Source organism: Pseudomonas shirazica (assembly GCF_015168335.1).
Taxonomy (GTDB): Bacteria; Pseudomonadota; Gammaproteobacteria; order Pseudomonadales; family Pseudomonadaceae; genus Aquipseudomonas; species Aquipseudomonas asiatica.
The window spans coordinates 1497138-1522135 of sequence record NZ_CP063456.1; the positions used below are offsets into that span (position 1 = coordinate 1497138).

Here is a 24998-nt window from a genome sequence, read left to right on the forward strand (position 1 = left end):
GCCGCCCGTGTCACCTCATAAGTACTTCTTGAAGCTGCCTGCGGTCAGGCTGACTGCCATCCCCAGCAACGCCGCGCTGGGCAGCAGGATGACCAGAGGATGCACCGCTATGGGCAGTGCGAGATAGGTGACCCAAGGCAGCACGGCCAACGGCATCAGGCTGGCCTTCGCGCGGTGGTAGATGAAGCCGGATTCGCGGCCCGCGCCGAACCGGCGCACATCCCGTCGCACCAGGCCGTCGATCAGGCCGACGAATGCTGCAGTGAGGATCAGCGGCAGCGTGAGTACCAGGACCAGCAGGCGCACCAGGAAGGTGAGCGTCGTGAAGGCCGCAGCGATCAGGTAGCTTTCGGCCCAGACATAGACTTGGCTGATGTAGTAGCGGAAGTTGCGGCTCTGCCCGTGGCTGGCCGCGCGGGCGCGCTCGGCGGTCTGGCTCATGCGCTCCAGCAACCCCGAGCGCACGAACACCCACTCGTACCCGGTATCCACCAGCTCGTGCGCCGTGCGCCCGGGCTCCTGCACCACCACGCTGCGCGTGAAGTGGTTGGACAGGTGCCCGAGTTCGTACTGCAGCATCTGCTGGGAGTGGCGCCAGCCCTGGTCCTTCCAGAACAGGTGCATGCCGACGCACTCCACCACGATCGAGAACAGCAGCGAGCCGATGAGCACCCCGAGCAGCCGGAACGGCAAGGTGATGGTGCCGACGATCAGCCCCTGGCGCTGGTTCTGCTCCCGCTGCGCGGTCGAGGCGGCATCCTTCATGGTGCGGCCTCGCCGGTGCTGTCGTCGGCGCCGGTGGCCACCGCGTCAGGCTCGGCTGGAGCGGCGTCATCCAGCAGGTCGTCGGGCAAGGCTGCATGCGGCAAGGCTGCGGAACTGGTGAACTCCCACCACTGCGTGGCCTCGCTGTAGCTCTGGCGCATATACCCGGCCAGTTGCTGCAAGTCCGTCGGCATCACTTCATCGGGGTCTGGCGCCGGAAGCGGCATGCGCACCTTCCAAAGCTGGCCGCCCTGCAGCAGCGCGAAGCATTGGCCCTTGGGCAGACCGACGACGTGTGACGGCTCGATCATCGGCACGCTGGCCATGCTGATGCGGTCCTGGGTGTTCGACGTGAAGTCCGTCGCGCCGCGGATGTCTGAGCTGTCCGTCGCGCCCGAGACGATGGTGGTCGTATAGACCTCGACCTTCGGCAACTGCCTCGTCAGCAGTTCCGCGGTGGCCGTCTCGCGCACGCGCAACATGAATAAATTGTTGAAATTCCCGATCACTTGGCCGGCCTTCGCGCGGTTGCCGATGCGGGCCTCGATGTCCGAAAGCGTTTGCGTGTAGGCGGTGACTTGCAGGCCCGCGCCACCGCCCTTGTTGATGAGCGGAATGAACTCGTCACCCATCAATTCATTGAACTCGTCCGCATGCACGTTGATCGGCACGCGCGCACCAGCCGATGCGCCCGGCAGGCCATCGTCGATTCCGTGCTTGTAGATGTGCCCAGCCACCGAGACGAGATCGCTGAACATCGAGTTGCCGACCGCTGCGGCGACCTCCGCATCGGACAGCGCGTCCAAGCCGACATAGACGACGGCGCGCTTCCTGATCACCTGCATCCAGTCGAAGATCGGGCGCGGGTCGGCCAGGTCGGAGTAGTTCGGCGCCAGGAGCTGGGCGATCTTGCCGCTCGTGAGCTTTTCCAGCAGCGGCAGCAGCGATGCAACGATCTTGTCGAAGTAGGTCTTGTCGTAGCGCACCGCCGAGCGCAGGCCATCGAGCACAGGGTCGTAGTTGCGCGCCTGGGAGAGGTATTGCTCCAGCGCCACCACACGCTTCTCGCGCCCGATCATGTTCCTTGGGATGTTCTTCTCGTTGAGCTTGGCCTCGATCTGGACGATCACCTCCCAGGCCTTGGGCTCCGTCTTGGCAAAGTAGTGCTGGGCGTACTCAATGAACAGCGCGTCGATGTTGATGACGTGGCGCTGGATCAGCATGTAGTCCGGGCGCTGCCCCAGTTCCACCAGGGCGCGGGCGATGATGTTCACGAAGCGCCATGCGAACTCGCGGAACGCCGCGCTGTTGCCTTCGCCGGAGAGCTGCCCCGCGATGCGTGTCGCCACTTCCGAGATCCGACCGAAGCGGCCCACGGCGTTGTAGCGGGCGCTGATTTCCGGCCAGCCCAAGTGGAAGATGTAGAACTCGCCTTCGCGGCCAGCGCGCTGGGCTTCGACGTACATCCGTTTCAAGAGATCGGCATCCCCCTTGGGGTCGATGACGATGACGACCTCATGCTCGCCGGCAGCATTCCTGCGACGGATGTCCTGCGTGACGAACAACTCGGCCAGGCGCGTCTTGCCCACCCGCGTGGTGCCCAGCACCAGCGAGTGCCCGACGCGCTCGCCCAGCGGCAGGCTGACGTCCACTTCGTCGGGCTCGATGCCGTGCAGCCTTGGCAGGCCGCCGACAGGCGGCAACGGGCGCACGGGGTTGAAAGGCGCGTCCCAGCCGGTGAGCTTCGGCAGGCGCGAGAGCGGCAATGGCGCGAACTCCAGCCGTTCCTCCAGGCGCCTGGTCAGCCGGTAGGCCGGCGTCGGCTCGACGTAGCGGCGGAACTCGGGCCGGTACGTCTGCATCAGCCGATGCGTGTGCTTCTGCTCCCAGAGAAAGCCGCGCCCCACGAATAGGCGCTGCTGGCTGACCGGCACGTCCTTGCTGGTCATCACGTAACGCGGCAGACGGCGGATGTTGCGCCGGTAGCGCAGGATGATGCGGGCATCGCGGTAGCGGATCGCGCCGTAGGCGCCGAACGCCAAGGCGCTGCCGATGCCCATGGCCGGGCTCAGCGCGAGCGACCATGGGGCCACCAGGCACAGAAACGCGGCGCCTGCACACGCCGCGACGGTGTATAGCTCCACCGCTGGGCGTAGCAGAACCTCGACCGGCTGTTTGCCCGACATGGCTTCATTGCTCGATGCCGGTGGCCGTGATCAGCGCCGGGTAGTGCCGCAGGCCCAGGCGATCGGCCAGGTCGTCGCCGGCCACGGGCGCGAGCGGCACGCCCGGCACCAGGGCGCGCAGCCGCGCCAGGCCCTGCGCGGTCTCGACGTTGACGACCAGGCCGACCGCGCCACGTTCGCGCAAAGCGGCGGCGCGGCGCTGCAACCAGGCCCGGGAAGCCTCGTCGTCGCCGATGACCACGAACGGCCGCAGGCCGGGCGCTTCGATCACCCGTCGCGCGACGGTGCCGGGCGTGAGCTTGGCGCTGCGCACCGGCAGCATCGCGGCTTCGTCCGCCCGTGTGGCAGGAACCTGGGGCGTCGGGATGGACGGCCGCGCCGGTGCGTTGGCGCGCGGCTGGAGATTCAGGGCTTCGTAGTACGGCAATGCCGACGTGCCGCCACGGTCCTCGACAACGATCAGTGGCTCGCCGGCACGCGAGGCCAGCGGCAGGCCTGACAGCAGCATGAGTAGGCCCGTGAACGCGAGATGGGCGGGATGGGGTTTCGTCATGGGGAGGTCTCCTGGCGCGCCGCGAGGACCGCGGCGGCTGGTCGCGTGCCCTGCACGCGGGCAAGGTGGCGCGACACGCTGCGCCGATAGCGGGCGGCGGGCTCGCCGCCTGCGGGGCGGTGGTAGCGGCCGATCGCCAGCAGCCAGTCCTCGCCGGGGGTGTGCTGCTCCTTCAGGATCTCGGCGGCAACGGCCAGGTTGCGATACGGATCCAGCAGGTCGCACGCGCCGGTAAAGCGGTGCTTGTGGTAGCCGAGGTTGATCTGGCCCAGGCCCGCATCAATGCGCGTGTGCGGCGTGGCGCGCATCGCCTGCTGCAGGCCAGCGCAGGCGTCGGCGCGCGTGGCGAAGCGGCGCGACTGGCCGGCGACGTTGAGGGACCACGGCCACGGCACCAGGCGCCCGTTGCGCCGGATGCCGCTCTCCTGCAAGGCCACGGCGTAGAGCACGGTCGAGGGGATGCCTGCGCGCTGGGCGGCAAGCTGGTAAGCCGGTGGCGGAACCTCCTGGGCCAGGGCGGCAACGGCATACAGGCCGGCAGTGAGCACCAGTGCGCGCAGGGGCATGGCTACGGCTGGCGCTGCCATTGGCCGTTCACTTCGCGCACGGCGGCGGGCAGATCGCCGGGCAGGCCCAGTGACAGCCAGCGGCCGCCGTCGTGGTTGAGCGTGATGCTGCCGGCGCGCACGCGCGCCGGGTCGATCTGCGCGCGCTTGGCCCAGTCGCGGATGCGCGCGTCATCCTGGCGGCTGCCCACCATGTACAGGTCGAACTCCGCGCCCGAGGATTGCAGGCGCTGCACGAGCTGTCCGCAGGCTGCGCAGCCGTCCTTGACGAACACCGCCATGCGGCCGCTGCCGCGCAAGGGACTGCTGGATGGGCCGGCGCCCGGCTTGTCGTCGGGCAGGTTCACGCGCTGCATCCCCGGATTCAGGCGCTGCCAGGCCTCGTCGTAGGCGCGCTGGTAGGCGAGCAGCTTCTCGACGCGGCGCGCTTCCACCTGCACCTGCAGTTCCGCATAGCGGCGCCGTTCTTCGTCCGTGCGAGCTTCGATGCCCAGGGCGGACAGCGGGTCCAGGTTGGGCGAGTAGATACCCAGCGGCCCATCCATCAGCTCGCGGTAGCGTGCCCATTCTTGTGGCTGCAAGCCCCATTCGGTTGCCACCCGGTCGTCCAGCACGCGGGCGGCCAGCGGGCGCTCCTGGCTCTGTGCGTTGCGCGCCGAGGTCGTTGCGGGCTGCTGCGCCCAGGCGGGCCATTGCGACGACGCCACCAGGACCGCGAAAAGGAGGATCGACGGCTTCATGGGGTGCTCCGGTCAGGGAATCGCCACGCGGCGGGTCTGGTTGCCGGCCTGGAACACTGCGGTGTTGCCCTCGATCGCCTGCAGGCGCCACGGGCCGACCGCATCCCCGGGCAGCAGCACCTGAAGTTGGGCGGGCGTGAAGTCCCCGATGCTCGGCGCGACGGACACGCTGCGCTGGCCGGCGCGCAGTTCGGCGCCGACGACGCGGAATGGCAGCGGCGGCAGCTCGGTCTTGGAGGCGGCGGACGTGCGCGATGCGCGCCGCTGGGCGGGTGCGGTGGCACGCGCGGCGGCTTGGCGCGCCTTGATCTGCTCGACCTCCGCGCGCAGCGCCTGGAGGTCGTCGGCCGCTGCGTAGCCACTGAGAGATTTCTCGACCTGGGCCGCGCGTGCTTCCAGAATCTGGCGGGTGTCTTTGAGGTCAGCGTCCGTCGCGACGGCCGGGCGCTGCTGGATGGCCTCGATCGTCTCGGCCAAGCCAGTTGCCTGCGCTTCCAGGCGTTGCAGGCGGGAATCCAGCCGCTCCTGGTCGGCCTGGTCGCTGAGGGCCTGGTAGCCCAGGGCCGCCAAGACGCTGAGGAAGATCAACCAGAGCCACATCAGGCTCTGCACCACCACGGCGGCGGTCGATCGCTGGGCAGGTTGCGGGGCGTTCATGGCTGGCCTCCCGAAACCATGGGTGCCAGCGGGAACGTCTGCACCGCCTCGGTGGCGGGTGGCTCGGATGGGGACTCGGCGACCGCGCGATCGCCGGGCCGCTCGAAGCAGATTTGCCGTGCGCGGTCATCCGCGTGCAGTTCCCAGGCCGGGCCAGCCAGCGTGAGCAGCGCATCGCGCAAGGTCATGGGGCCGAGGTGCAGGTGTACCGCCGGCAACGGCAGCGCGTACAGCTCGATCACGGCATGCGCGGTCTGGCACAGGCCATAGCCGCTGCGTTTGAGCACGTGCCGAAGCCCATCCCCGACCGTGGCGCGGGCATCCTCGGGCATGGACACGTCGATGGTCTGCAACAACAGGTCGCGCTGCGCCGCCATGGGTGCCAGTTCGACCAGTGTGTAGCGGGCGTAGCGCACGACCGGGATGTACTCGGAAGCCTCGGGTTCAGGCGCGGCCAAGACTTCCGCGATGGTGTCGGGCGCGACCGGCGCAGTCGTCGTCGCGCAGCCACCGGCCAGCACCGACCACAGCAGGCCGAGAAATCCCGCCAGAAGGCGGCGTTCGGGATAGTGAAACCACGGTGGAGAGGGGCACATAGCTCGGCGTCCTGAAACATCCAGCCCTCACCATCGCCGCTCAGGCCGCGAGCGGCAGCAAACAATGCGAACCAGGCAGCGTCCGATTTACCGGGAGCGGCAAAAAAAACGGCCCCGAAGGGCCGTAAGTGGAACGTGTCATGCGGCGACAAGCTGCCGGGCCAGTGCGACCTCGACGGAATCACCGTCCTGGTTCAGGACATCGAGCCCGGATTCGGGCACGTCGCCCGAGGTGGACTGCGAGACCATGATCTTCTTGGCCATCAGCTCCAGGCAGGTCATCTGCGAGGAACCGGCGTAGCCGAGGTAGATCACACGCACGGGCTGCTTCTGCCCGATGCGCCAGGAGCGGCGTGCCGCCTGCTGGAGCGAGTACACGTTGTAGCCCGACTGCATGAACACGATCGTCGGGAACTCCAACAGGTCCAGCCCCGTCTTGACCAACTCGGGGTTGGTGATGAGCACGTCGATGCCACGGTCCAGTTGCTCGGCGATCCAGTCTTCGCGGCGGCTGGCATCCACGCTCGCGCGCAGCACCGCCACCTTGAAGCCTTCCTGCTCCAGCAACACCTTCAGGCGCGACGTGGTGTCGCGCGTGCCGGTATAGACCGTGTAGGCCAGGACCTTGCGGCCCTGCGCCTTCTCCTCTTTGCAGATGTCGATCAGCTCACGCTCCTTGGGGCTGATCTCGAACTCGTTGAACTGAGCCGGGACAAACGCCAAGGTGTTGCGCGTGCGCGGATGCACCACGGTCTCCGACCGGAAGCAGCAATCCGGCCAGGCCAGCAGCACGTTGAGGACCACACCCAGCAAGGTCGTATCGCGTCGCGCCAGAGCCTGTTTCAGCTCCGCGGTCAGCCGACCCGCCAGATCGCGGTAGGCCGCGGCTTGCGCCGTGTCCATCGCGACTTCACGGAACTCCTCGTCATACGGCGGCAGGACGTTGCCACCGATGTCCTTGAGCTTGAGAAAGATCGTGAACGGCAGGATGCAGCGCAGCACGCCCTTGGGGCCAAACCCCGGGGCCTTGACCGTGCGCACCGATACCTTGGTGCCCTTGGCCGTCTTGTGCGCCGTGCCGGTGCTCTCGGAGTAGATGTCCTTCAACACCCCGTGATCGCGCATGAACGCCATCGCAGCCGAGGTCATGCTGCCGCTCGTGGTCGGGCGGTAGCCGTCTTCGATCATCCGCCCCGGAAGGGCTCGGAACAGCAGGTGGAACAGGTCGTCCCCGTAGCCGCCCATCAACGTGCCGGTCAGCAGCAAGGTCTTGCGAGCCTTCGCCGCCAGCACGCCCATGGCCTGGCCCTGGGCACTGCCCCCGTTCTTGTACTCATGTGCCTCATCGGCGATGAGCAGGTCGAACGTGCCTTGCGGCAGGTAGCGTTTGATGAACTCGGACGGCTGATAGCCGCCCTCGCCAAAGCCGAACTCCATGTTGGCCATCGCACGTTCCATGCGCGTGGCCTGACGGTCGGAAAACACCAGCTCGCCGTTGCCATCCATGAGGTTGATGAACTCATGGATGTTGTCGCCGAGCATCGACGCCAGGAACCCGTCACCGAACTTTTGCATCAGCTTCTGCGCGGTGACCTCTCCGATGGTCGGTATGCGCTTTAAGGCTTTGAGCACGGCCGAGGACTGGTCGCTGCCGGACAGACTGCGCGGGCGGATCAGTGTCCACAGGGGCGCGGCGCAGTGGCCGCACTTCCTGCGGCACTCCTCGGCTTGGAGCGCGATCGGGTTGACCGGCTCGCCGTCGAGGTCGGTGATGACCGTGCCGCAGTCCGGGCAGGCCGCCACGTCGCCGTGGCGGGTGCGCCGCGTGGTGAAGACAGGCTTCCAGTGAAAGCCCATCCGCATCCTGACGCGCCCCAGGACGAAGAACTCCTGGCCCGTGGGCTGCACGCCCAACTGCTCGCGCAGCTTGATGAGCTTGACGAGCGTATCCGGCCCGTTGAGTACCCACACCTTGGCACCGGCCACCGTCTCCTGGATCTCGCGCCGCCACTTGTAAACCAGGTGGGGCGGCGACAGCACCAGAGTGCGGCGATAGCCTTCGGCGTTGAGCACGGCGGCCGTGGCAATGCCGACGGTCGTCTTGCCGCAGCCCATCTCGCCATTGACGATCGCAGCACGTTCGCCACGGTCGATCAGCAGCTCGGCGGCGGCGTGGACGACTTCGGCCTGGGCTGGGAACAGCTTGCGCTTGAGGCTGGCGACCACCAGTTGCCGGTGCGCCTGCGGTTGGCCGGTATAGACCGGCGGATTAGCGCTGTTGAGGGCGTCGAGTAGTTCGTCGCCGAACTCGCCGACAAAATCCTGAAGGCTCAGGGTCAGAGGGGAAGATTCCGCGTCGAGCAGTTCGCCCTGTACGGGCGCGGATTCAGCGGCAGTGGTTTCGAGATCGAGGGACATGGTGATGCTCCAAAGAAAAATGGGGCATGCACCACCCCCAGCGGGGCAATGGCATGCCCCGTGGTGGGAAGAGAATCGACGCGTGGCTGAGGGTGGTTGAAGGTGCTGGCCTGGGCGGCCCGCAGGTGAACCGTGCTCAGTCTTCGGACGGAAGCACGATGACGGTTGCGCAGCGCTGCGAATCGGTGACGATGCGAATGGCGAGCCCCGGATGGATCACGTAGTGCGATTCCAGCGACGCGCCCGATTGAAGCGCGCTGCTGTTCGTCTGCCATTGCTGGATGTTGACGTCGCCCCAGTCGCCACGGGTGTGGCGCCTGAAGTACGGGATCGGGTCCAGGCGACCCGCGCGGACCAGGCGGTCTACACCTCTGCTGAAGATGAGCGCCCCGATGGGGAACGCCAGCCGCTGGCAGTAGGTTTCGATGCGATGCGATGCCATGGGCTCCTCCTTGATGAGTCATTGAGCCACGACACCCCTGCCGGAGTGAAGTGGCTCCGTCAGGTGGATGAGGATGACGATGTGGGGCCTCAGATCAGGTCCCGCTCTTCGGGAAGCTGGACCACCGTGGTCTGGTGGTCCTCGCTGGTCTTGACGATCAGCGCCAGGTCCGGCGTGATCCTGAACTGCGAGATCATTAGGTTGTCCTGTTGGATCGCCACGTCGTTGGCTTGGCGTGTGGCCTCATCGATCTCGCCCCAGTCCCCGCGCACATGGCGCTGGACATAGGCCAAGGGGTCGATCAGGCCTCGCCGGGCCAGCCAATGCACCTTCTCGCTCAACTTCAACGTACTCGGTGCGAACAACGGTTGCTTGTGCGGCGCAGGCCGCTTGAACGGATTGGGGATCATGGTGTTTCTCCTTCGAGTTGGTACAGCAGGACGGCAGCGCGTCCGGTGGATCAGCGAATGGTCAACACCTCGCCCCGTGTCGCGGAGCCAGGTGTCATGTCCCACGCGCGGATGACGGGAACGAACTTGTCGGTGAGGATGCGGGTCTCGGCGATGGAGCCGTCTTCGCGTTCGGTGAACTCCCGCTGGAGCGTCTTGTCCTTGTGGGTGTCACCTTTGACGACGAGCACGCGCCCGGTCTTGGAGCGCACAACCCCCGAGATCGTACCCGCGGCCAGAGCCAGGGCGAGATGCCAGCGGGACAAGGCCCGCGCCGGTGGACGCAGCGATTGCTGCGCAGCCCCCAGGTGCGTGTCCTGCGATGGCCACAAGCCTTGCAGCCTGCCAACCTCATCGGCGAACTGCTCGGGCTCCATCGTCACGCGGAAGAAATGCTCTGGCTCGGCCGGGCTGGCGGGGACGATGTACGGCAGGAACGGCCACTCGCTCGGCAGTTCCTCGGCTTCGACTTCGCCTTGCCCTACCTGCAACAGCAGATTGCGCACGGCCTTGACGCCATCGGGCACCTGCTCGCGCTGGCGCACCCGGCGTCCGAAGATCACCACCTGCTTGAACTGCGTCTCCACCGCTCGGTAGATGCGCAGGTCCGTGTAGTGGCGCGTCAGCCAGCCGACCAACTCCGCGTCGAGCACGTAGCCGGGGACGATGAAAACCAGCACGCCGCCGTATTGCAGCAGCGAGAGCGTGCGCTGGTAGAACAGCTTTTCAAGGCGGGCACGGCCCTGGCCCTGATAGCCGATGTTGCCGTTGACGTCCTTGGACAGGTCCCCATACGGCGGGTTGAGCCAGAGCAGCCCGAAGGACTGCTTGGAGACCATCGTGTCCATCAGGTCCGCGTGCAGGCAGTGATCGACCAGGCCGCGGGCATGGCGCGCCCGCTCCGCGTCGAACTCGACGGCGAACGCCTTTGCCTGCTCGCGCCCGAGGGCATGGGCGGCTTCGGCGATCGCCACGCCTTCGCCGGCGCAGGGATCGAGGATGCACATCGGCCCGTCGCTGGGCATCAGTGCGTTGAGCGCTCTTTCGAGCGTGGGTTCGTCGGTCGGGAAATATCCGTTCTTGACGAAATTGCGGGCGAGCCGCGGGAACATGAGGGCCATGGAAGTCTCCTGGTTGGCGGGGATGAAACACGGAAGTACGCCAAGGCGTGCCTCCGAGGGTGGGTCAAGCCGCTACCGCTTCCGGCGTCCAAATCTTGGCCGGATACGGATAGGCGGTGAGCGCGTCGCTGCGGATCAGGGAGCCGAGCGCCAGGGTCAGCGCCGGCACGTCGATGGCGAGCCGATGGCCTTCCAGCGGCCCGAGGGCGAACGGAAGGCGGGCCAGCATCTCGCGGGTTTGCAGCAGTTCCAGCACGGTCTCGCGCCAGTGATCGAGCAGCGGCAACGGGCAGGTGTCCCGCACCAGCATCCACAGGCGGTCAAGCCTGTGGGCGCTGTCGCGTGGCAGCAGTGCCAATGCGCTGGCGTTGGCCTTGTCGGGCTTGACGCAGCGCCGGTCGAACAGCCACACGTTGGACAGCGAGCCGAACAGCGTCCGCCGGTACGCGCGCGTGATGCGCTTTTCCAGGCGATCGACGTTGCCGATGAATACCGGGACGCTGCCGCCCTGGTCGGTGATGACGTGGAACTGGTCCAGTCCCTGCTCGTCGCGCCCGAGGGTCAGGCGAGCGAGGAACTGCTGGACGGCGGTGTCCCGCGCCCAGATGGACAGGAAGATCAGGTTGCCCTGGTCATCGCCGACGCAGGCGTCGGCCATCACGTCCGGGCATTCGTCGATGCGGTACAGCGTGGAAGAAGTGTTTGCGGGCATGGTGGTGTCCTCGGATGAACGGGAACAGCACCGCCCGCTGGGGCAAGTACTGCCCCAGGGGGTGGAAGAAAACCGCTCAGTCCGGCTCGAACTGCCGGGTGTGCGGGTTGAAGTGAAGCGGCTCGTCCGCCGAAGTGATCGGCGTGAAGCCTTCCAGGTAGATGTTGTTGAGGTACTGGTCGCGGTAGGTCAGTGCCTGCCGTGCCTGGTCCTCGGTGAGGCCGTTGTCGATGAAGTACGCCAGCATTTCCTCGTCGGAGGACACTTCGTCGTTGGACAAACTCCCTTCAACGAGTGCCAGCAACGAGGGCGGAAGCGTTGCCAGGATCGGGTCCATGTCGGTTCCTCCTGGCTCAGGCCATCGACGCCGCGGCGGATGCCGCGGATGCCGTGGGTGTGCGCCGCCGGGCGTGGTAGGCGCGAACGCCTGCACGCCAGTCGGCGGACTGCTCCGGTGCGAGGTCCAGATAGGACAGCGGGCACGTGTAGTAGTACGGGTGCATGGACTCGTCCAAGGACTTGTAGCCCCACTGGCCGCCGCTTCGTTCAAGCAGATCGCAGCGGATGTAGCGCAGGGACTGGCCCGGTGCGAGATCACGATGCACGCCTTCGACCTTGGCGGTCACTTCGGCGACGGACCACAGCACGTTGCCGCGCAGGGTGTGAGCGATGACCTTGACGCTGGCGCGCTCGGTCTCTTGCGGTGCGATCAGTTCCGCGATCAGTTCGGACCGCGATTGGTTTGAGAAATACCAGCCCATGAGAGGCCTCCTCGAAAAGTTGAGCTGAAGGCCTCCCCGTGGGGAAGAACCCCCAGCGGGTGATGGAATGCCGCATCTGCGGCGAAGGAACCTATGCGTCGCCCTCAATCCCAGTCGTCATCGTCTCGATCACAACCGGCCGGGCAGTAGCCGAACTCGATCCCGTGCGAGCAATAGCCATGCTCCGCATTCCAGTCCTGGGTTTCCTGCCGTTCGGCAGGTGTTGCGTAGTCCCATTCCTGGGCCGCGATTTCGAGAGCCTGAGCACGTTGCTCATCCGGCAAACGATTGGCCTGTGCGTCGATCGCCGAACTGAAGAGCGTCACGTAGTGGTCGTAGGACAAGCCGCAACCGCGCTGGGCGTGTGCGGCGGCCGCTTTGCAAAGGTCCCGCCACGCGGGTTCATCCAGCGTTGAACGCGGGGTATCGCAAGCGATGGTGGACATGATGGAGACCTCCAGAAAATGGCCAGGGCCTCCCCCGCATGGGAAAGGAACCCCGGCGGGTGGATGAAGAACACCGCGCATGCGGCGTCTGCGATCACGCAGGTTTTGGTTCGGCCTGGCGGCTCCACTCCTGCGTCTTGAAGTCCAGCGCGTAGCCCAGCTCGCCCAGGCGGGCGATCTGCGCGCGCAGGGTGCGGCGGTCGATGGTCGAATCCAGTTTCACGGACTCGCCCAGCGGCCACAGCAGGCCGAAGAGCGCGGCGTCACCGTCTTCGGTGCTGCCGGGGGCAGCGGCCGTAGCAGGCGGTGGCGCATCCACGCCGAAGGGCGTGGTATCGACCAGCGGGTCCGCGGACGCCTGCACGGGTGCGGGCTTGGCGGGCCTGGACGCTTTGGTGGGCTTGGCCGGCGTTGCCGCAGGCTGCGCCCCTTGCTCTTCATCGAGCGGATCGACGTCCTGGGTGGCGAAGCTGCGGGCTTCGTCGCGGCTGAGTTTGTCGATGCCGTTGAGCGTCATGCCGTCGAGGCTGGCACGGATCTCGAACCGCATGCCGCCGCCGACCGGATAGGACTTCGGGAAGATGTACCTGATGATGAATTCCCCGTCGTACTTGCCTTCGGGGTACTGCTCCAGCTCCGGGTCTTTGACCTCGAAAGTACCGAGGTGCGTCGCGAGGCGGCCAACCGTGAACGGGCCGTTCTTGCCGCGGATGGTACGCAGCGTGAGCTGGCCGGGGACGACGATGGGCGCAACAGATTTCTCGGAAGCCGATGGGGTTGCCATGATGGTTCTCCTGATGATGAATGACGGGCCGCCGACGGCACCCGGTGGATGAGAGGAAATGGCCTCGCCCGAGGTGGGCGAGGTCCGCGTGGCATCACGCCTTGAGCTGGCGCATGCCTTCGGCCAGCAGCCACAACGCCCGGTTCAGGCGCAGGTTCTGGTCGATGCCTTGCACCGGACGGGTGCGCTGATTGCGGCCGTTGGCCGTGCGTCCGTTCAGGCCCCCTTTGACTAGGTTCTCCTGGACGCGGTTGAAGACGGCCCACAGGTCGTTCTTGCGGTCGTCCCATCGCCGAGGGGCCAGCAGTTGGCTCTCGGTGACAGGCGTGGACTTGGCCGGATCGTCGTACTTGAGTGCGAGCGCAGAGTTCGCAAAGACCTCCGCTTCGCCCTCATCGAGGGTGATGGTGCGCATCGCATCGCGCGCGTTATGCACGCGCTCGAAACCTTCGAGGACTCCGTAGGCACCTTCGATCACCTGGCTGGCCACGTCGCCCTTGTGGGGAACGCGGATGTCTGCGGTGGTGTCACCGCAAACCAGGCCGTTGTGGCAGACGAACCGGAACATGCCGGCGAGCATCTGATAGCTGCTCGTGCCGTCATGGCTGTTGAGCAGGATGATCTCGTTCGCCTCGTCGCCGTTGATCTGGCTTGCATGGCGAAGTCGGATGAGGTGCTTCGTGTACTCGCGCCGGTCTTCGTTGCGCACGCGCGTCTGACACACCATGAAGGGCTCGAAGCCCTCCTGGCGCAGCTTGGTCAGCACGGTCGAGGTCGGTATGTAGGCATACCGATCGGACCGGCTCCCATGTGGAGCGTCGGCGAAGATCGACGGAACGACGGCACGAATGCGGTCGTCCGAGAGTGGGCGATCAGAGCGCAGGATCGGGGATTGCGGAGCAAAGCGGGATACCAGAGACATGGCTGATCTCCTTTGAGAAATTCGACAACCGCGTGGCCGTGAGACCACGCGGAACTCGGGGGATGAAATGCGCAAGCACGCGTCCTGGGGACGCGGCGTACGTGGGGAGGAAAAGCGACAAGGCCCCGTGAGAGGCCGTGCCGGATCAGAACGAAGCAGCCAATGCCGGCTCCTGCTCCTGGACTTGCGCCTCGGGCTCGCGCTCGGCGGGCTCGGTGGCCGTGTCGATGGCATCGTCGGCTTCGGACGCGGATGCGTCTTCGGCCGGCGGCGCCTCGGCTTGCGCCTGGCTCGTCGGATAGACCTGGGTGCCGTCGATCTTGATGAGACCGATGTGGACCAGCGTCGATTCCAGGCTGGCGGCCGGTTCCCCGGCGTGCTCACCCTTGGTGCGGATGTACGGATCGATCTTCATGTCGTTCAGACGGAAGGCGATCAGCACCTTGCGGTCACCCTCGACGGCCTGAACGCACCGGCGAACCAGGTGCTCGGCTTCCGGGGTGGCGACGATGGTGTCGAAGTACCGATACTCCGGTTCATCGACAGGCCCGGCCAGTGCCGCGACGGTGCAAGAGAGGAACGAGTCGCCAGCTTTTGGGGTGACGTCCTTCACACGATTGAGATAGCCGATGCCGCGGGTGATCAACTCGTGCTGCTCGATCGAAGCCAGTTCGGCCCGGTCGATCAGTTCGGCCTTGAGCAGTCGCGCCTTGAGGGACGCGGCGGCCTGACCCTTCTGCTCACCCTTGTCGCGGATGTACACATCGCCCCACAGGTCACCGAGGCGAAAGCGCACCAGCGGGCGCTGCTTGGGATCGTCAACGCCGATGTAGCGCTGAACGAGCTTCTTGGCCTCGGCACCCGAGACCTTGACGTCGAAGTAGCGGTAGCTGGGGTCCCGGGCGGGGCCGACCAGCGCGGCGATGGTGCATGCCAGGAAAGGCTGCGCACGGCGGCCGCCCCGGACGGGCACTTCACGGACACGCTGGATGTAGCCGATGCCCGAGGTGTGGAGGTCGAAATACGATTTCTCGTTGGACGTGGTGTTCATGGTGAATCTCCATTGGGATGAAGCGGAGACACACCGGCCCACGCATGCGGGGAAGGTGCGTGACCCCGCGGTGGGTTGATAAGGCGAAAGCATCCGCCACCAGAGGCTGGTGGCCGCTCGCGGAAGGATGCGGTGCGAGCTGGCTCGGTCACGCAGTGGGAACTGCGCCGCAACCTCGAAGACCGATGGTTGCCTGGCATGTCGCTGACGACGTCAGCAGGCATGGGGCCAGCATGGCGGGGCCTCGCGCGCGCGGCAGCAATCAATCGGCACCCGGGCGCTTCCCTTTGTCCGCGCCACCCGGCGCCTGTCACAGGCACTTGGCGCCGCGCAGGTGCTCGGGGGTATCGGCGCGCGGACGGCCGGGACGGCTCCAGGCGCCGCCACCGCGCGCGCCGATCAGCCGCCAGCCGGCGGCGCGCAGGCTGGCGCCACCTTCGTCGGGCATGGTGTAGGTGAGCAGGCGTATGTAGCCCAGCGCCCTTGCCGCCTGCCAGGCCGCGCCGTAGAGCTTGCTGCAGGCGCTGGGTGTGCCGTCGGTGCACAGCCGCGTGACTTCCAGCGTCCAGGTGCCGCGCGACCGGGCGGCCGACAATGGCCACGCCGTGGATCAGGTCGCTGTCGCTCAGCGTGACGGCCAGGGCGAACTTCGCGCCCTGGACCGGGCGGTGGTGGCGATGGTGCGACAGAACGAATGCATTGGCCGTGCGCAGCGACACCGGTAGGAGGTGCAGCCTCGGCGAGGTCGATGGCGTGTTCATGCGGTTGTCTCCGGTGGCATGCCGGCGTTGTGGCCGGCGGGGCGTGCCTCGGCGGCTGGAGACAAACGCGCACGCGCGGCGATGGCGGCGGTGCGAACAAAAGAAGGCCCCCGATGCGGGGGCTGCGAGGCGGTTGCCGCGTCAGGCGGGAGGCACCACTGCTAAGGACAGGTGCGTGGCGGTGGCGGAAAGCACGAGATCGTCCGCCGAGTGCTGGAGGCGCGTGAACAGGCCGTCCTTCGGGTCGAAATACTCCGCGAAGTCATCGCCGCCCAGCTCGCGGCCGGCGAGGTGCCACCAGTCATCGAACGGGTCGGTGTCCGGGTTGCATCCGACGGCGTAGGCGAGCAGTGCCTGGCGCCCATCCGGGCGACGCTCCCCACGCTCGGCGAGGAAGTACACGCCCTGATCCTTGACCAGGACAATGCGGCACTGATTGGGGACGTCTCAGAAAACGGAAAAAATCGTACGCTAAGCCGGTTGCAGCGGTCGTAGCGGCCTGAACTTGCCCGCGCCGATCTTGGCGCTGCTGCGCCAGAGGTAATCGCCGGTCAGGTTGATGTGCTCCCAGCCCAGCGGCGACAGGTACTGCAACAGGGCGTCATCGACAGTCTGGCCGTGACCGCGTAAGGCGTTTGAGGCCCGTTCCAGATAGACCGTGTTCCACAACACTATGGCCGCCGTCACCAGGTTGAGGCCGCTGGCCCGGTAGCGCTGCTGCTCGAAACTGCGGTCGCGGATTTCGCCCAGCCGGTTGAAGAACACGGCGCGGGCTAGCGCGTTGCGGGCTTCGCCCTTGTTCAGTCCGGCATGCACGCGGCGGCGCAGCTCGACGCTTTGCAGCCAGTCCAGGATGAACAGCGTTCGCTCGATGCGGCCCAGCTCGCGCAGCGCCACGGCCAGGCCGTTCTGGCGCGGGTAGCTGCCGAGTTTCCTGAGCATCAGCGAGGCCGTCACCGTGCCCTGCTTGATCGAGGTGGCCAGCCGCACCTTGGCGTTGATCGCCTTGCCGGACGCCTGGAACTGCTGCTGATGCTTGTGCTTGGCAGCGTTGAACAGCTTGCCCAGGATGCGGTCGTGCAGGTCGATGATTTCGTCGGTGACGGTGGCCATGCCCTCGATGGCGAGCGCACCAGGGTCGCGTAGCGGCGCTGTGCCTCGAACTTGGCCAGATCGGCGGGCGTCATCTGGCCGCCTTCGCGGGCGATCTTGAGCAGGCGGTTCTGGTGCACCGACCGCTCGATGCCGGAAGGCAGGTCGAGCGCCTGCCAGGCTTTGAGGCGCTCGATGTGTTCGAGTATGTGGCGCGAGTTCGGCTTGACGGGCGACTGGCGCAGCCAGGCCAGCCAGGTCGTCTTGCCGTTGTCGTGGCGCTTGAGCAGATCGTCGAGGCGGTGCCGGTGGGTGGCCGACAGGGGATCGGACAAGGCCGCGTAGATGCGGCGGTTGGCGCGGCTGTAGGCGTTCATCGAACACCTCCCTTTTCCTCATCCGGCGCAACAGGACAGTTGCTTCACGTCCTTGTTGAAGGTCTGCGCCGCGAGCTTCAGTCCCTCGACCATGGTCAGGTAGGGGAACAACTGGTCGGCCAGCTCCTGCACGGTCATCCGGTGGCGGATCGCCAGCGCGGCCGTCTGGATCAGTTCGCCCGCTTCCGGCGCGACCGCCTGTACGCCGATCAGCCGCCCTGAGCCAGCTTCCGCCACCAGCTTGATGAAGCCGCGCGTGTCGAAGTTGGCGAGCGCCCTCGGCACGTTGTCGAGCGTCAGCAGCCGGCTGTCGGTCTCGATGCCGTCGTGGTGCGCTTCCGCCTCGCTGTAGCCCACGGTCGCCACCTGCGGATCGGTGAACACCACCGCCGGCATCGCCGTCAGGTCCAGCGCCGCGTCGCCGCCGGTCATGTTGATCGCGGCGCGCGTGCCGGCCGCCGCCGCCACATAGACGAACTGCGGCTGGTCGGTGCAGTCGCCGGCAGCAAAGATGTGCGGTGCGCTCGTGCGCATGGCGCGGTCGATGACGATGGCTCCCTGCGCATTGACTTCGACGCCTGCCGCTTCAAGGTTCAGGCTGCGCGTGTTCGGCGCGCGACCGGTGGCGACCAGCAGCTTGTCGGCGCGCACTTCCCCCTGCCCGGTGGTGAGCACGAATTCCCCGCCCGCATAGGCAACGTGGCTCGCCTGGGTGTGGTCCAGCACCTCGATGCCCTCGGCGCGGAAGGCGTCTGTTACGGCTTCCCCGATGGCCGGGTCTTCTCGGAAGAACAGCGTGCTGCGCGCCAGGATCGTGACCTGGCTGCCCAGCCGGGCGAAGGCTTGCGCCAACTCGACCGCCACCACGGAGGAACCAATCACGGCCAGCCGCTCGGGGAGCGAGCTGCTTTCCAGCGCCTCGGTGGAGGTCCAGTGGGGTGTGTCCGCAAGGCCCGGGATTGGCGGAAGCGCCGGGCTCGCGCCGGTGGCAATCAGGCAGCGGTCGAAGTTCACCTCGTGCGTGCCGCCGTCAGCGGTCGCCACGGTCAGCGTGCGCGTGTCCCTGAACCGGGCCTCGCCGCGCAGCACGGTGATGGCCGGAGTGCTTGCCAGGATGCCTTCGTACTTGGCATGGCGCAGCTCCTCGACGCGGCCTTGTTGCTGGGCCAGCAGCCGCTCGCGCAGTACAGCGGGCGCTGCGGCCGGCAGGCCAGCATCGAACGGGCTTTCGCGGCGCAGGTGGACGATGTGCGCGGCGCGGATCATGATCTTGGACGGCACGCAGCCGACATTGACGCAGGTGCCGCCGATGGTGCCGCGCTCGATCAGCGTGACGCGGGCGCCTTGCTCCACGGCCTTCAAGGCAGCCGCCATCGCCGCGCCGCCGCTGCCTATCACAGCCACGTGCAGCGCTTGTTCACCGCCAACATGCTTCGTTTCGCCACCGAGCCAGCCCAGCGCCTTGTCTAGCAGGCCGGCAGGCTTGTTCGGCGTGTCGGTAAGCCGTGCGCGATAGCCGAGCGTGGCCACTGCGGCAACCAGCGGGGCCACGCTCACGCCTGCATCCGCCTCGATTTCGGCCTGCCGCTGCGGATAGGACACCGAGGCCGCGCGCACGCCGGGCACGTTCGTCAAAGCCTGCTGGACGTGCTCGGCGCACGACGTGCAGGTCATGCCTTCGATGTGGAGGGTGATCGCCTCGGCCATGATTACGCCCTCACTGCTTGACGCTGGACGGGTAACCCGCGTTTGCGGTGGCCTTGGTCAAGGCGTCGGCATTGGTCTTGGCCTCGTCGAAGGTGACGACGGCCTCCCGCTTCTCGAAGCTGACTTCGGCCTTCTCGACGCCGGCGACCTTGGACAGAGCCGTCTTGACCGTGATCGGGCACGCGGCGCAGGTCATGCCGGGCACCGACAGGGTGACGGTCTTGGTGGCAGCCCAGGCGGGCGCGCTTAGAGCGGCGGCCAGGGCGATGAGGGTGGTGAGGGTGGTGAGTTTCTTCATGGTGATCTCCTTTCAGTAGAACAGCGGCAGGACGTAGGGAAACGCGAGGGCAACCAGAACCAGGGCGGCCACGATCCAGAAGATCACCTTGTAGGCAGTCCGCACTTGGGGCACGGCGCAAACGTCGCCGGGCTTGCAGGCATGGGCTGGTCGGAAGATGCTGCGCCAGGCGAAGAACAGCGCGATGAGCGCTGCGCCGATGAAGATCGGCCGATACGGCTCCAGCACGGTCAGGTTGCCGATCCACGCGCCAGAGAAGCCGAGCGCGACCAGGACAAGGGGGCCGAGGCAGCAGGCCGAGGCGAGGACGGCCGCGACGCCGCCGGTCGCCAGTGCGCCGCAGCCGTTCTTGGGTTCCGACATAAGGTTCTCCTTCCGGGACTTCGCTTGATGCTGTAACGTTACTTCCGTAGTCAACTACGGAGTCAAGCGCCATGGAGAACGCTCAAGAGAATCTGACCATCGGGGCCTTCGCCAAGGCAGCCCGGGTCAACGTGGAGACGATCCGCTTCTATCAGCTCAAGGGCTTGCTACCCCAGCCGGAGCGGCCCTACGGTCGCATCCGCCGCTACGGGCAGGCGGACGTGGCGCGGGTGAAGTTCGTGAAGTCAGCCCAGCGCCTGGGATTCAGCCTGGATGAAGTCGGCCAGCTCCTGAAACTGGAGGACGGCACCCATTGCAGCGAGGCGGCCGAACTGGCTGCTCACCGGCTGGCCGATGTGCGCGCACGCATGGCGGACCTCACGCGGATGGAAGAGGCCCTGTCGACGCTAGTGAGAGAGTGCAACGCGCACCATGGCAATGTTTCCTGCCCGTTGATCGCAGCTTTGCATTGCTGCTAAAGGGCCCACTTCGGCTCTTAGCGTACGATTTTTTTCCGTTTTCTGAGACGACCCCTGATTGGCGATGGCTTCGGTCAGCACGGGGCGCAGGTCAGCGCCTTTGAATCGCAGTGACATGGATGAAATCTCCTGTGTGGAAGAATGAGAAAGGCCTCCATCCGATGGGATGAAGGGCCTGTAGTGCACGCGGCCGGAACGGCTGGAACGCCGTGGCGGATGCCTCGGGTCAGCCGCAGGACCGCCCGGTTTCGCTGCGGGGCGTCATGCCGGGACGGCCTGGCGCTTGCGGGCCGCTTTCGCGTCGAGGATGCTCACGTCGATCTGGCGCCAGCGCCCGTCGTCGATGAGCCTCTCCAGCACTTCGCCGAGCATGTCGAAATACACCTCGTCGTGCCGATCGACCAGTTCGACCGATTCACCGTTCTGACGGTGCAGTTCCACCACGTAGGTGTCTCCGCCGCGGTCGTAGAGGATCGTCACCCGGCCCTCGAACTTCGCGGTCGAGACCGTGAAGCTGATCGCCGGCGGGGTCTCGATGATCTTGGAGGGCGTGGGATCGACCCAGGTGAAGTCGCGGGCACCGGCATCCACCAGCATGTGGGTGATGCGCCGGAAGCGATCGGGGGCCGGCATCTCCTCCAACTGCTCGATGAGCTGGCCCAACTCCATGCACTGCGGCGTGGGAATGGGCAGCTTGGCCGGCGCCGAGCCGAGGATGTGCCTCGTGATGGTGTACGGCGTGCCGTCCGAAGTCTCCTCGGTGATGACCTCCGGCGTGTCCGCGCGCAGTCCGTCGAAGCGACGACGGGCATAGGGTTGGACATGCACCTTGGCGCCTTCGGCAGGAACCGTGGTCACCAGGCTGGGATCGAGCACCGCGAACTCGGAAGGCTTGAGCTTGACGACGATGGCATCGTCGGTCGCGGCGACCACCTTGCCGTCGAAGGGTTGGGGGTCGATGGCGAAGCCCAGCGTTGAGGACAGCGGCTGATCATCGAACACGCGGTACTTGAACGACCGCACGTTGCGGGGCACATGGCCTGCGACCAGCGAAGGCATCATGGATTTGATGAGGGAACGATCCATGGGGAAACTCCTTGAGGAAAAACAAGGGATTCCCCGCCCGCAAGGGAGAGGTCCCTTGTGGGTGGCGTGGATGGACGCGGTAGGTCCGTAGGAAGAAACGACCAGCACGGTTTCCCGCGCTTGCAGCCTCGAAGGTCTCGACTGCCTGGGCATGTGCCGGCAACGCCGACGAACATGGGGCAAGCATGGCCCTGGGGCGGTCTGCCTGCCCGCAGGAAACGGCACCGCACCACAACCGTTTTCCTGTGCTGCGGGCAAGAAAAAGCCCCTCGAAAGGGGCTGGAGGAATCAGGCTTGGTACACGAAGTAGTGCTCGCGCTGACGCGGAAAGAACACGTGTTTCCACGTGTCGCCGCTTGTGTTGCCACCGTCGAAGACGACCATTTCGTAGTCGTCCACGTCGGTGTCCACCAGGTCGGCGCTGGCGATATGGCGCATGTGCAGCGTGCCGCTCATGCGCTCGAATACCAGGATCTGGCCGATGGCATCTTCCTGGCTCATGGCGTTGACGCAGGCTCCGAGTTGGTGCTCGAAGTCGGATGCGGGTGTGATGAGGTCGGGGAACATGGGATCGCTCCTGTGAAAGTGCGCCGGCCCGGCTCTCTGGCGGGAGACCGGGCCGGCATGCGGTGAGGACAAGGAAGGCCGGGGATGTGTGTGGCAGCTATTCGCCGGCCAGCGATAGGCCCGGCAACACGGGTGCGTCGGCATCGAGGATGAGGATGCGCACGTCGGCCTGGCCGGCCAGTTCAAGGATCTGTGCCAGCTCGTCCGGCATGCCCTTGCTGCGGTGCTCCTGCCGAAGCTGCTCGGCGGCGATCCCCTCGACGTCCTGCAGGTGCTGGTCCGTCCAGGGCGTGGAGATCAGCTTGACGCCGATCGCCGGGCTGTAGGGAATCCGGAACGCGATGAACAAAAAGGCCTCCGGCGTCGCGAGGTCAGCCAGGTTGGCCAGGTACTGGCCGGTTTCGCGGCTGATGTGCGCGCTGCTGATTTCCCAGCACCGGCTGTAGTAGCCGGTCTCGAAGCTCAACCGCTGCACGACTTCCCGTGCGGCCTCGGCCGAATAGGTGTCGCCAATGTGGACGGGGCGGCCGTCGAAGTCGTCGCCGTGGATCGCGTACACCACGGCACCCACCATGCCTTCGCCGCTGCCCCCTTCAGCCGCGTCGCATTCGGCGATCAGTGCGGCGCCGACAGGTTCGGTGCCAGTCCTGACCACCGCGAAGTCGCTGGTGATGATGCAAGGAGAAGAAACCAGCGCCGCGTCGCAGAGGTGCTGCTGGCTCGGGTGGATGTTTCGCCAAACATGCGGGCTTCCGTCCTCGTAGCTGATGGACAGCGTGCGGACGATTTTCAGATTCCAGTAGCCGCGTAGAAAGGGATTGGGATTCTGGGACATGGGATTTCTCCAACAGAATAATGATGGAGCAAATCCCCGCCACCGGGAATTGACCCCGGTGGGTGGAAAGAAAGGAAACAGCGTCAGGTGACGCTGATCGTTGGCGTTTGGGCCAATCGCTCGGCGACGCGCCGGCGCAAATTCATGCGGAATGGCTCGTCGCTGACGCCCGCCAGCAGATTGATGGTCTCCAGCGCGATCAGGGCCGAAGCCTCTTCGATGTCGGCGGCCACAATGGTCTTGCGCAATTGGTCGCCGAGCTGGAGGGCCTGGGAGGAGGAGCTGATGAAGCGGACCTCGCGGCTCAGGTAGCAGCCGTTGCCGCCGAACTCGAACAGCCGCGGCTTGCTGCAGTACCAGCAGCCCTCGAACTGGATGGCGGTCAGGTGGTGCCCGTCATCGAACCGGGTGGCGATCAGAAACAATGCGTCGAGATCGGCGGTGTCCTCGAACGAATGACGGTCGATCAAGTTCCCCAGCTCTTCGTCCTCATCGGCACGGAAGTGCACGGCGAGCAGTTCGAGCAGCGGCGGGATCGACAGCCCTTCGTCGTCCGGCATCGGAATACCGAGTTGCGTGGCCAGGTCTTCCAGGCCATCGAGCACGTCCGGCCATTGCGGATTGGTGGTCTCGGCGATCTGGGCGATGTAGGCCTGCCCGTTGCCGGGGTGGCTCTCGTCCAGCGCGAAGGCGCCGAACAGCGCCTGGATGACGGGCGTCACACGGTCGAGCACGAGAACGCCGGTGGCTTCGTAGTAGTTGTTGGCCATGAAGGCTCCTTTCGATGAATGAACGGAGCCAGCCCTTGCGGACGATGGCATCCGCAGGGGAAACCGCCTGATGCCGGATGGCGCTGGGCGGGGAGAAAACGCGAGGGACATGGCCTCGAACGAGGCGCATGTCCCTCATGGGGTCCCGTGAACGCAGTGATGAAGGTGTGCCAGGGACCGGCTCACCAACCGCTGTAGTTCAGCAGCAGGTCGGCGATCACCTGGCGACGTTGCAGATCGAGACCATCGAAGTCCGACAGTCCTTGGAAGTGGCAGCGCTTGAGCATGGCACCGCCCTCGCGCGCGTTGTAGAAGCTGAACATGGCGGACAGGAACATGCGTTCCCCGCTGCTCAGGACGCCGAGTGCGTCGTTGGCACGCAGCATGTCGGGACGCAGATCCCACTTGCTCTTTGCCTGGTTCAGGCCTTCGCGCGTGCCGTCGCCAAACCATTGCGGGCCTGCGATCTCGACGCCGCGCTTCCAGACCTCGAAGAAGGCTTGGGGCGCGGCGGCGAAATGCTGCTCTTCCCGCATGATCTGATCGACGACTTCCTGGGGCAAAAGCTGGTTCATGACGTGGTTCCTCCAGTTGGATCAGGGTGTGGCGAGCTGGGACCAGCCGCCTCTTTCGAGGGCACGTTGAGCCGCGGCATAGCTGCGGAAGTACTGGCAGGATTCCCGCGAAACGGGACCTTCTGTATCGCGCGTGCCGATGTAGTGGCCGGCGGCGCTATGCAGGATTTCGAGCGGCAGGAACTTGCCGCAATGGATCAAGGCCAACTGGCCGAAAGAGGCTTGCTGGGACATGGACGGGCTCCTTGGAAAAAGCGGGGCCTCGTCCCTCACGGGATGGCAGCTCCCGCACGCGGTTGAGAAAAAAGCATCGGCGTCACGGGTGACGCGCGTCCGCAGACTCGATGCGATGGCGGACTGGCGGGTAGCGCGGAAAGAATCCGCGGCAGCCTGGAAACTCTGGCTGCTGGCATGGTGCTGACGAATCAGCGACACATGCGGGCAGCTTCATGCGCGAGGCGAGCCGCGTCAGCCGGAAATCGGCATTTGCAACAGCCCCGATTGGCGAACGCGGAAAAAAGAAAGCCCCGCAATAAGTGCGGGGCTGTCAGGAGGATGAGGCGAAACTGGGTCAGCGAGGCCTGTCGCCCAGTACATGCTGCTTCCACAGGGCGAATGCCTCGTCCGGTCCCAGCTCTGCGAGGATGACGATGGGCTGGCCCCGACGGGCACGCAGCGATGCGAAATACGCTGGCCGGTCGGCGATGGCGTTGAGCTTGATGCCCTTTAGGAACAGCAACTGGCGGGGGCGAACTTTGGTGGTAACGCAGGCATGATTGCGCTTGTTTGGGGCAAAAGGGCCAGCGAAGCGGGCGGACACGGCCAGAAAACCGCGACGAACTACTTGTACTTGCCAGGCGAGGCGAACGGGTGACATCAGCATATCGCTATGCGGTAAAGAAGACCGTCCTAAAGCTTG

At 66.0% G+C, this 24998-nt stretch carries 31 protein-coding genes and 2 pseudogenes; 1 reads left to right on the top strand and 32 read right to left on the bottom strand.

Annotated features, from left to right (window positions below; all coding sequences use genetic code 11):
• Positions 1–15: 15 nt before the first annotated feature.
• The 25 genes and pseudogenes from IMX18_RS06810 to merT form a co-directional block, all read right to left on the bottom strand.
• Positions 16–765: a TIGR03747 family integrating conjugative element membrane protein gene (locus IMX18_RS06810; protein ID WP_003153644.1), complete on the bottom strand. Its 750-nt coding sequence runs from the start codon at positions 763–765 to the stop codon at positions 16–18.
• Positions 762–2951 carry a type IV conjugative transfer system coupling protein TraD gene (gene traD / locus IMX18_RS06815; RefSeq protein WP_004350569.1) on the bottom strand — a complete coding sequence of 730 codons (2190 nt, stop codon included), beginning with the start codon at positions 2949–2951 and terminating at the stop codon, positions 762–764. Before traD ends, IMX18_RS06810 begins: the two co-directional genes overlap by 4 nt.
• Before the next feature lie 4 nt (positions 2952–2955).
• Positions 2956–3504 carry an integrating conjugative element protein gene (locus tag IMX18_RS06820; RefSeq protein ID WP_003109779.1) on the bottom strand — a complete coding sequence of 183 codons (549 nt, stop codon included), beginning with the start codon at positions 3502–3504 and terminating at the stop codon, positions 2956–2958.
• Positions 3501–4091 carry a transglycosylase SLT domain-containing protein gene (locus tag IMX18_RS06825; RefSeq protein WP_003109780.1) on the bottom strand — a complete coding sequence of 197 codons (591 nt, stop codon included), beginning with the start codon at positions 4089–4091 and terminating at the stop codon, positions 3501–3503. The genes IMX18_RS06820 and IMX18_RS06825 overlap by 4 nt, the downstream gene beginning before the upstream one ends.
• A complete protein-coding gene (locus IMX18_RS06830; protein WP_003098886.1) occupies positions 4073–4810 on the bottom strand; it encodes a TIGR03759 family integrating conjugative element protein in 738 nt (245 codons plus the stop codon). The genes IMX18_RS06825 and IMX18_RS06830 overlap by 19 nt, the downstream gene beginning before the upstream one ends.
• A 12-nt stretch (positions 4811–4822) precedes the next feature.
• On the bottom strand, positions 4823–5467 hold the full coding sequence (locus IMX18_RS06835) for a hypothetical protein (protein ID WP_003098888.1): 645 nt from the start codon (positions 5465–5467) through the stop codon (positions 4823–4825).
• Positions 5464–6063, bottom strand: a complete 600-nt coding sequence (pilL2, locus tag IMX18_RS06840) for a PFGI-1 class ICE element type IV pilus protein PilL2 (protein WP_003098890.1) — start codon at positions 6061–6063, stop codon at positions 5464–5466. Before pilL2 ends, IMX18_RS06835 begins: the two co-directional genes overlap by 4 nt.
• Before the next feature lie 138 nt (positions 6064–6201).
• Positions 6202–8481, bottom strand: coding sequence for a helicase-related protein (locus tag IMX18_RS06845; protein WP_004350563.1), 2280 nt, complete (start codon positions 8479–8481; stop codon positions 6202–6204).
• A 136-nt stretch (positions 8482–8617) separates the two neighbouring features.
• On the bottom strand, positions 8618–8923 hold the full coding sequence (locus tag IMX18_RS06850; RefSeq protein ID WP_003116817.1) for a hypothetical protein: 306 nt from the start codon (positions 8921–8923) through the stop codon (positions 8618–8620).
• Between the two features lie 89 nt (positions 8924–9012).
• On the bottom strand, positions 9013–9333 hold the full coding sequence (locus IMX18_RS06855) for a hypothetical protein (protein WP_003116818.1): 321 nt from the start codon (positions 9331–9333) through the stop codon (positions 9013–9015).
• A 50-nt stretch (positions 9334–9383) separates the two neighbouring features.
• The gene (locus tag IMX18_RS06860) at positions 9384–10493 is read right to left on the bottom strand and encodes a DUF6094 domain-containing protein (protein WP_217190180.1); all 1110 of its coding nucleotides are present in this window, start codon (positions 10491–10493) and stop codon (positions 9384–9386) included.
• A gap of 64 nt (positions 10494–10557) precedes the next feature.
• The gene (locus IMX18_RS06865; protein ID WP_003116820.1) at positions 10558–11205 is read right to left on the bottom strand and encodes a hypothetical protein; all 648 of its coding nucleotides are present in this window, start codon (positions 11203–11205) and stop codon (positions 10558–10560) included.
• Positions 11206–11281: 76 nt separating this feature from the next.
• Positions 11282–11542 (bottom strand): hypothetical protein, encoded by a 261-nt coding sequence (locus tag IMX18_RS06870; RefSeq protein WP_003090124.1) that lies wholly within the window; start codon positions 11540–11542, stop codon positions 11282–11284.
• Positions 11543–11558: 16 nt separating this feature from the next.
• The gene (locus tag IMX18_RS06875; protein ID WP_003116821.1) at positions 11559–11966 is read right to left on the bottom strand and encodes a hypothetical protein; all 408 of its coding nucleotides are present in this window, start codon (positions 11964–11966) and stop codon (positions 11559–11561) included.
• 104 nt (positions 11967–12070) lie between these two features.
• Positions 12071–12412: a hypothetical protein gene (locus tag IMX18_RS06880; protein ID WP_003116822.1), complete on the bottom strand. Its 342-nt coding sequence runs from the start codon at positions 12410–12412 to the stop codon at positions 12071–12073.
• 94 nt (positions 12413–12506) lie between these two features.
• Complete coding sequence (locus IMX18_RS06885) at positions 12507–13196, bottom strand: DUF3275 family protein (RefSeq protein ID WP_003116823.1); 690 nt, start codon at positions 13194–13196, stop codon at positions 12507–12509.
• A 94-nt stretch (positions 13197–13290) separates the two neighbouring features.
• Positions 13291–14118 carry a DUF932 domain-containing protein gene (locus IMX18_RS06890; RefSeq protein WP_003116824.1) on the bottom strand — a complete coding sequence of 276 codons (828 nt, stop codon included), beginning with the start codon at positions 14116–14118 and terminating at the stop codon, positions 13291–13293.
• Positions 14119–14263: 145 nt separating this feature from the next.
• Complete coding sequence (locus tag IMX18_RS06895) at positions 14264–15169, bottom strand: DUF3577 domain-containing protein (protein WP_003116825.1); 906 nt, start codon at positions 15167–15169, stop codon at positions 14264–14266.
• A gap of 310 nt (positions 15170–15479) precedes the next feature.
• Positions 15480–15930 (bottom strand): annotated as a pseudogene (locus tag IMX18_RS28370) (XF1762 family protein).
• Between the two features lie 141 nt (positions 15931–16071).
• On the bottom strand, positions 16072–16356 hold the full coding sequence (locus IMX18_RS06905; RefSeq protein WP_031629745.1) for a DUF3085 domain-containing protein: 285 nt from the start codon (positions 16354–16356) through the stop codon (positions 16072–16074).
• 45 nt (positions 16357–16401) lie between these two features.
• Positions 16402–16920, bottom strand: a pseudogene (locus IMX18_RS28375) (Tn3 family transposase); the annotation flags it as partial.
• Entirely contained in the window at positions 16884–17399 is a 516-nt protein-coding gene (locus tag IMX18_RS28380; RefSeq protein WP_003098931.1) for a Tn3 family transposase, read from the bottom strand. The pseudogene IMX18_RS28375 and the gene IMX18_RS28380, both read right to left, overlap by 37 nt.
• 18 nt (positions 17400–17417) lie before the next feature.
• The gene (gene merA / locus IMX18_RS06915) at positions 17418–19106 is read right to left on the bottom strand and encodes a mercury(II) reductase (RefSeq protein ID WP_003098932.1); all 1689 of its coding nucleotides are present in this window, start codon (positions 19104–19106) and stop codon (positions 17418–17420) included.
• A gap of 10 nt (positions 19107–19116) precedes the next feature.
• Positions 19117–19404 (bottom strand): mercury resistance system periplasmic binding protein MerP, encoded by a 288-nt coding sequence (merP, locus tag IMX18_RS06920; RefSeq protein ID WP_003116826.1) that lies wholly within the window; start codon positions 19402–19404, stop codon positions 19117–19119.
• A gap of 12 nt (positions 19405–19416) precedes the next feature.
• Positions 19417–19767, bottom strand: a complete 351-nt coding sequence (merT, locus tag IMX18_RS06925; protein WP_003116827.1) for a mercuric ion transporter MerT — start codon at positions 19765–19767, stop codon at positions 19417–19419.
• Positions 19768–19838: 71 nt separating this feature from the next.
• Here merT and merR point away from each other — a divergent pair, with 71 nt between their 5' ends.
• Positions 19839–20246 (top strand): mercury resistance transcriptional regulator MerR, encoded by a 408-nt coding sequence (merR, locus tag IMX18_RS06930; RefSeq protein ID WP_003098939.1) that lies wholly within the window; start codon positions 19839–19841, stop codon positions 20244–20246.
• Positions 20247–20507: 261 nt separating this feature from the next.
• Here the strand turns inward: merR and IMX18_RS06940 are convergent, their stop codons facing one another.
• The 7 genes from IMX18_RS06940 to IMX18_RS06970 form a co-directional block, all read right to left on the bottom strand.
• A complete protein-coding gene (locus tag IMX18_RS06940; protein ID WP_003098941.1) occupies positions 20508–21332 on the bottom strand; it encodes a hypothetical protein in 825 nt (274 codons plus the stop codon).
• A 288-nt stretch (positions 21333–21620) separates the two neighbouring features.
• A complete protein-coding gene (locus IMX18_RS06945) occupies positions 21621–21899 on the bottom strand; it encodes a hypothetical protein (protein WP_003116828.1) in 279 nt (92 codons plus the stop codon).
• Positions 21900–21996: 97 nt separating this feature from the next.
• Positions 21997–22734 (bottom strand): DUF5983 family protein, encoded by a 738-nt coding sequence (locus IMX18_RS06950; protein ID WP_003116829.1) that lies wholly within the window; start codon positions 22732–22734, stop codon positions 21997–21999.
• 83 nt (positions 22735–22817) lie between these two features.
• Positions 22818–23504 carry a hypothetical protein gene (locus tag IMX18_RS06955; protein ID WP_003116830.1) on the bottom strand — a complete coding sequence of 229 codons (687 nt, stop codon included), beginning with the start codon at positions 23502–23504 and terminating at the stop codon, positions 22818–22820.
• 182 nt (positions 23505–23686) lie between these two features.
• A complete protein-coding gene (locus IMX18_RS06960) occupies positions 23687–24079 on the bottom strand; it encodes a hypothetical protein (RefSeq protein ID WP_003116832.1) in 393 nt (130 codons plus the stop codon).
• 21 nt (positions 24080–24100) lie between these two features.
• Complete coding sequence (locus tag IMX18_RS06965; protein WP_003116833.1) at positions 24101–24313, bottom strand: hypothetical protein; 213 nt, start codon at positions 24311–24313, stop codon at positions 24101–24103.
• A 337-nt stretch (positions 24314–24650) separates the two neighbouring features.
• Entirely contained in the window at positions 24651–24956 is a 306-nt protein-coding gene (locus tag IMX18_RS06970) for a hypothetical protein (protein ID WP_223656317.1), read from the bottom strand.
• Positions 24957–24998 lie beyond the last annotated feature (42 nt).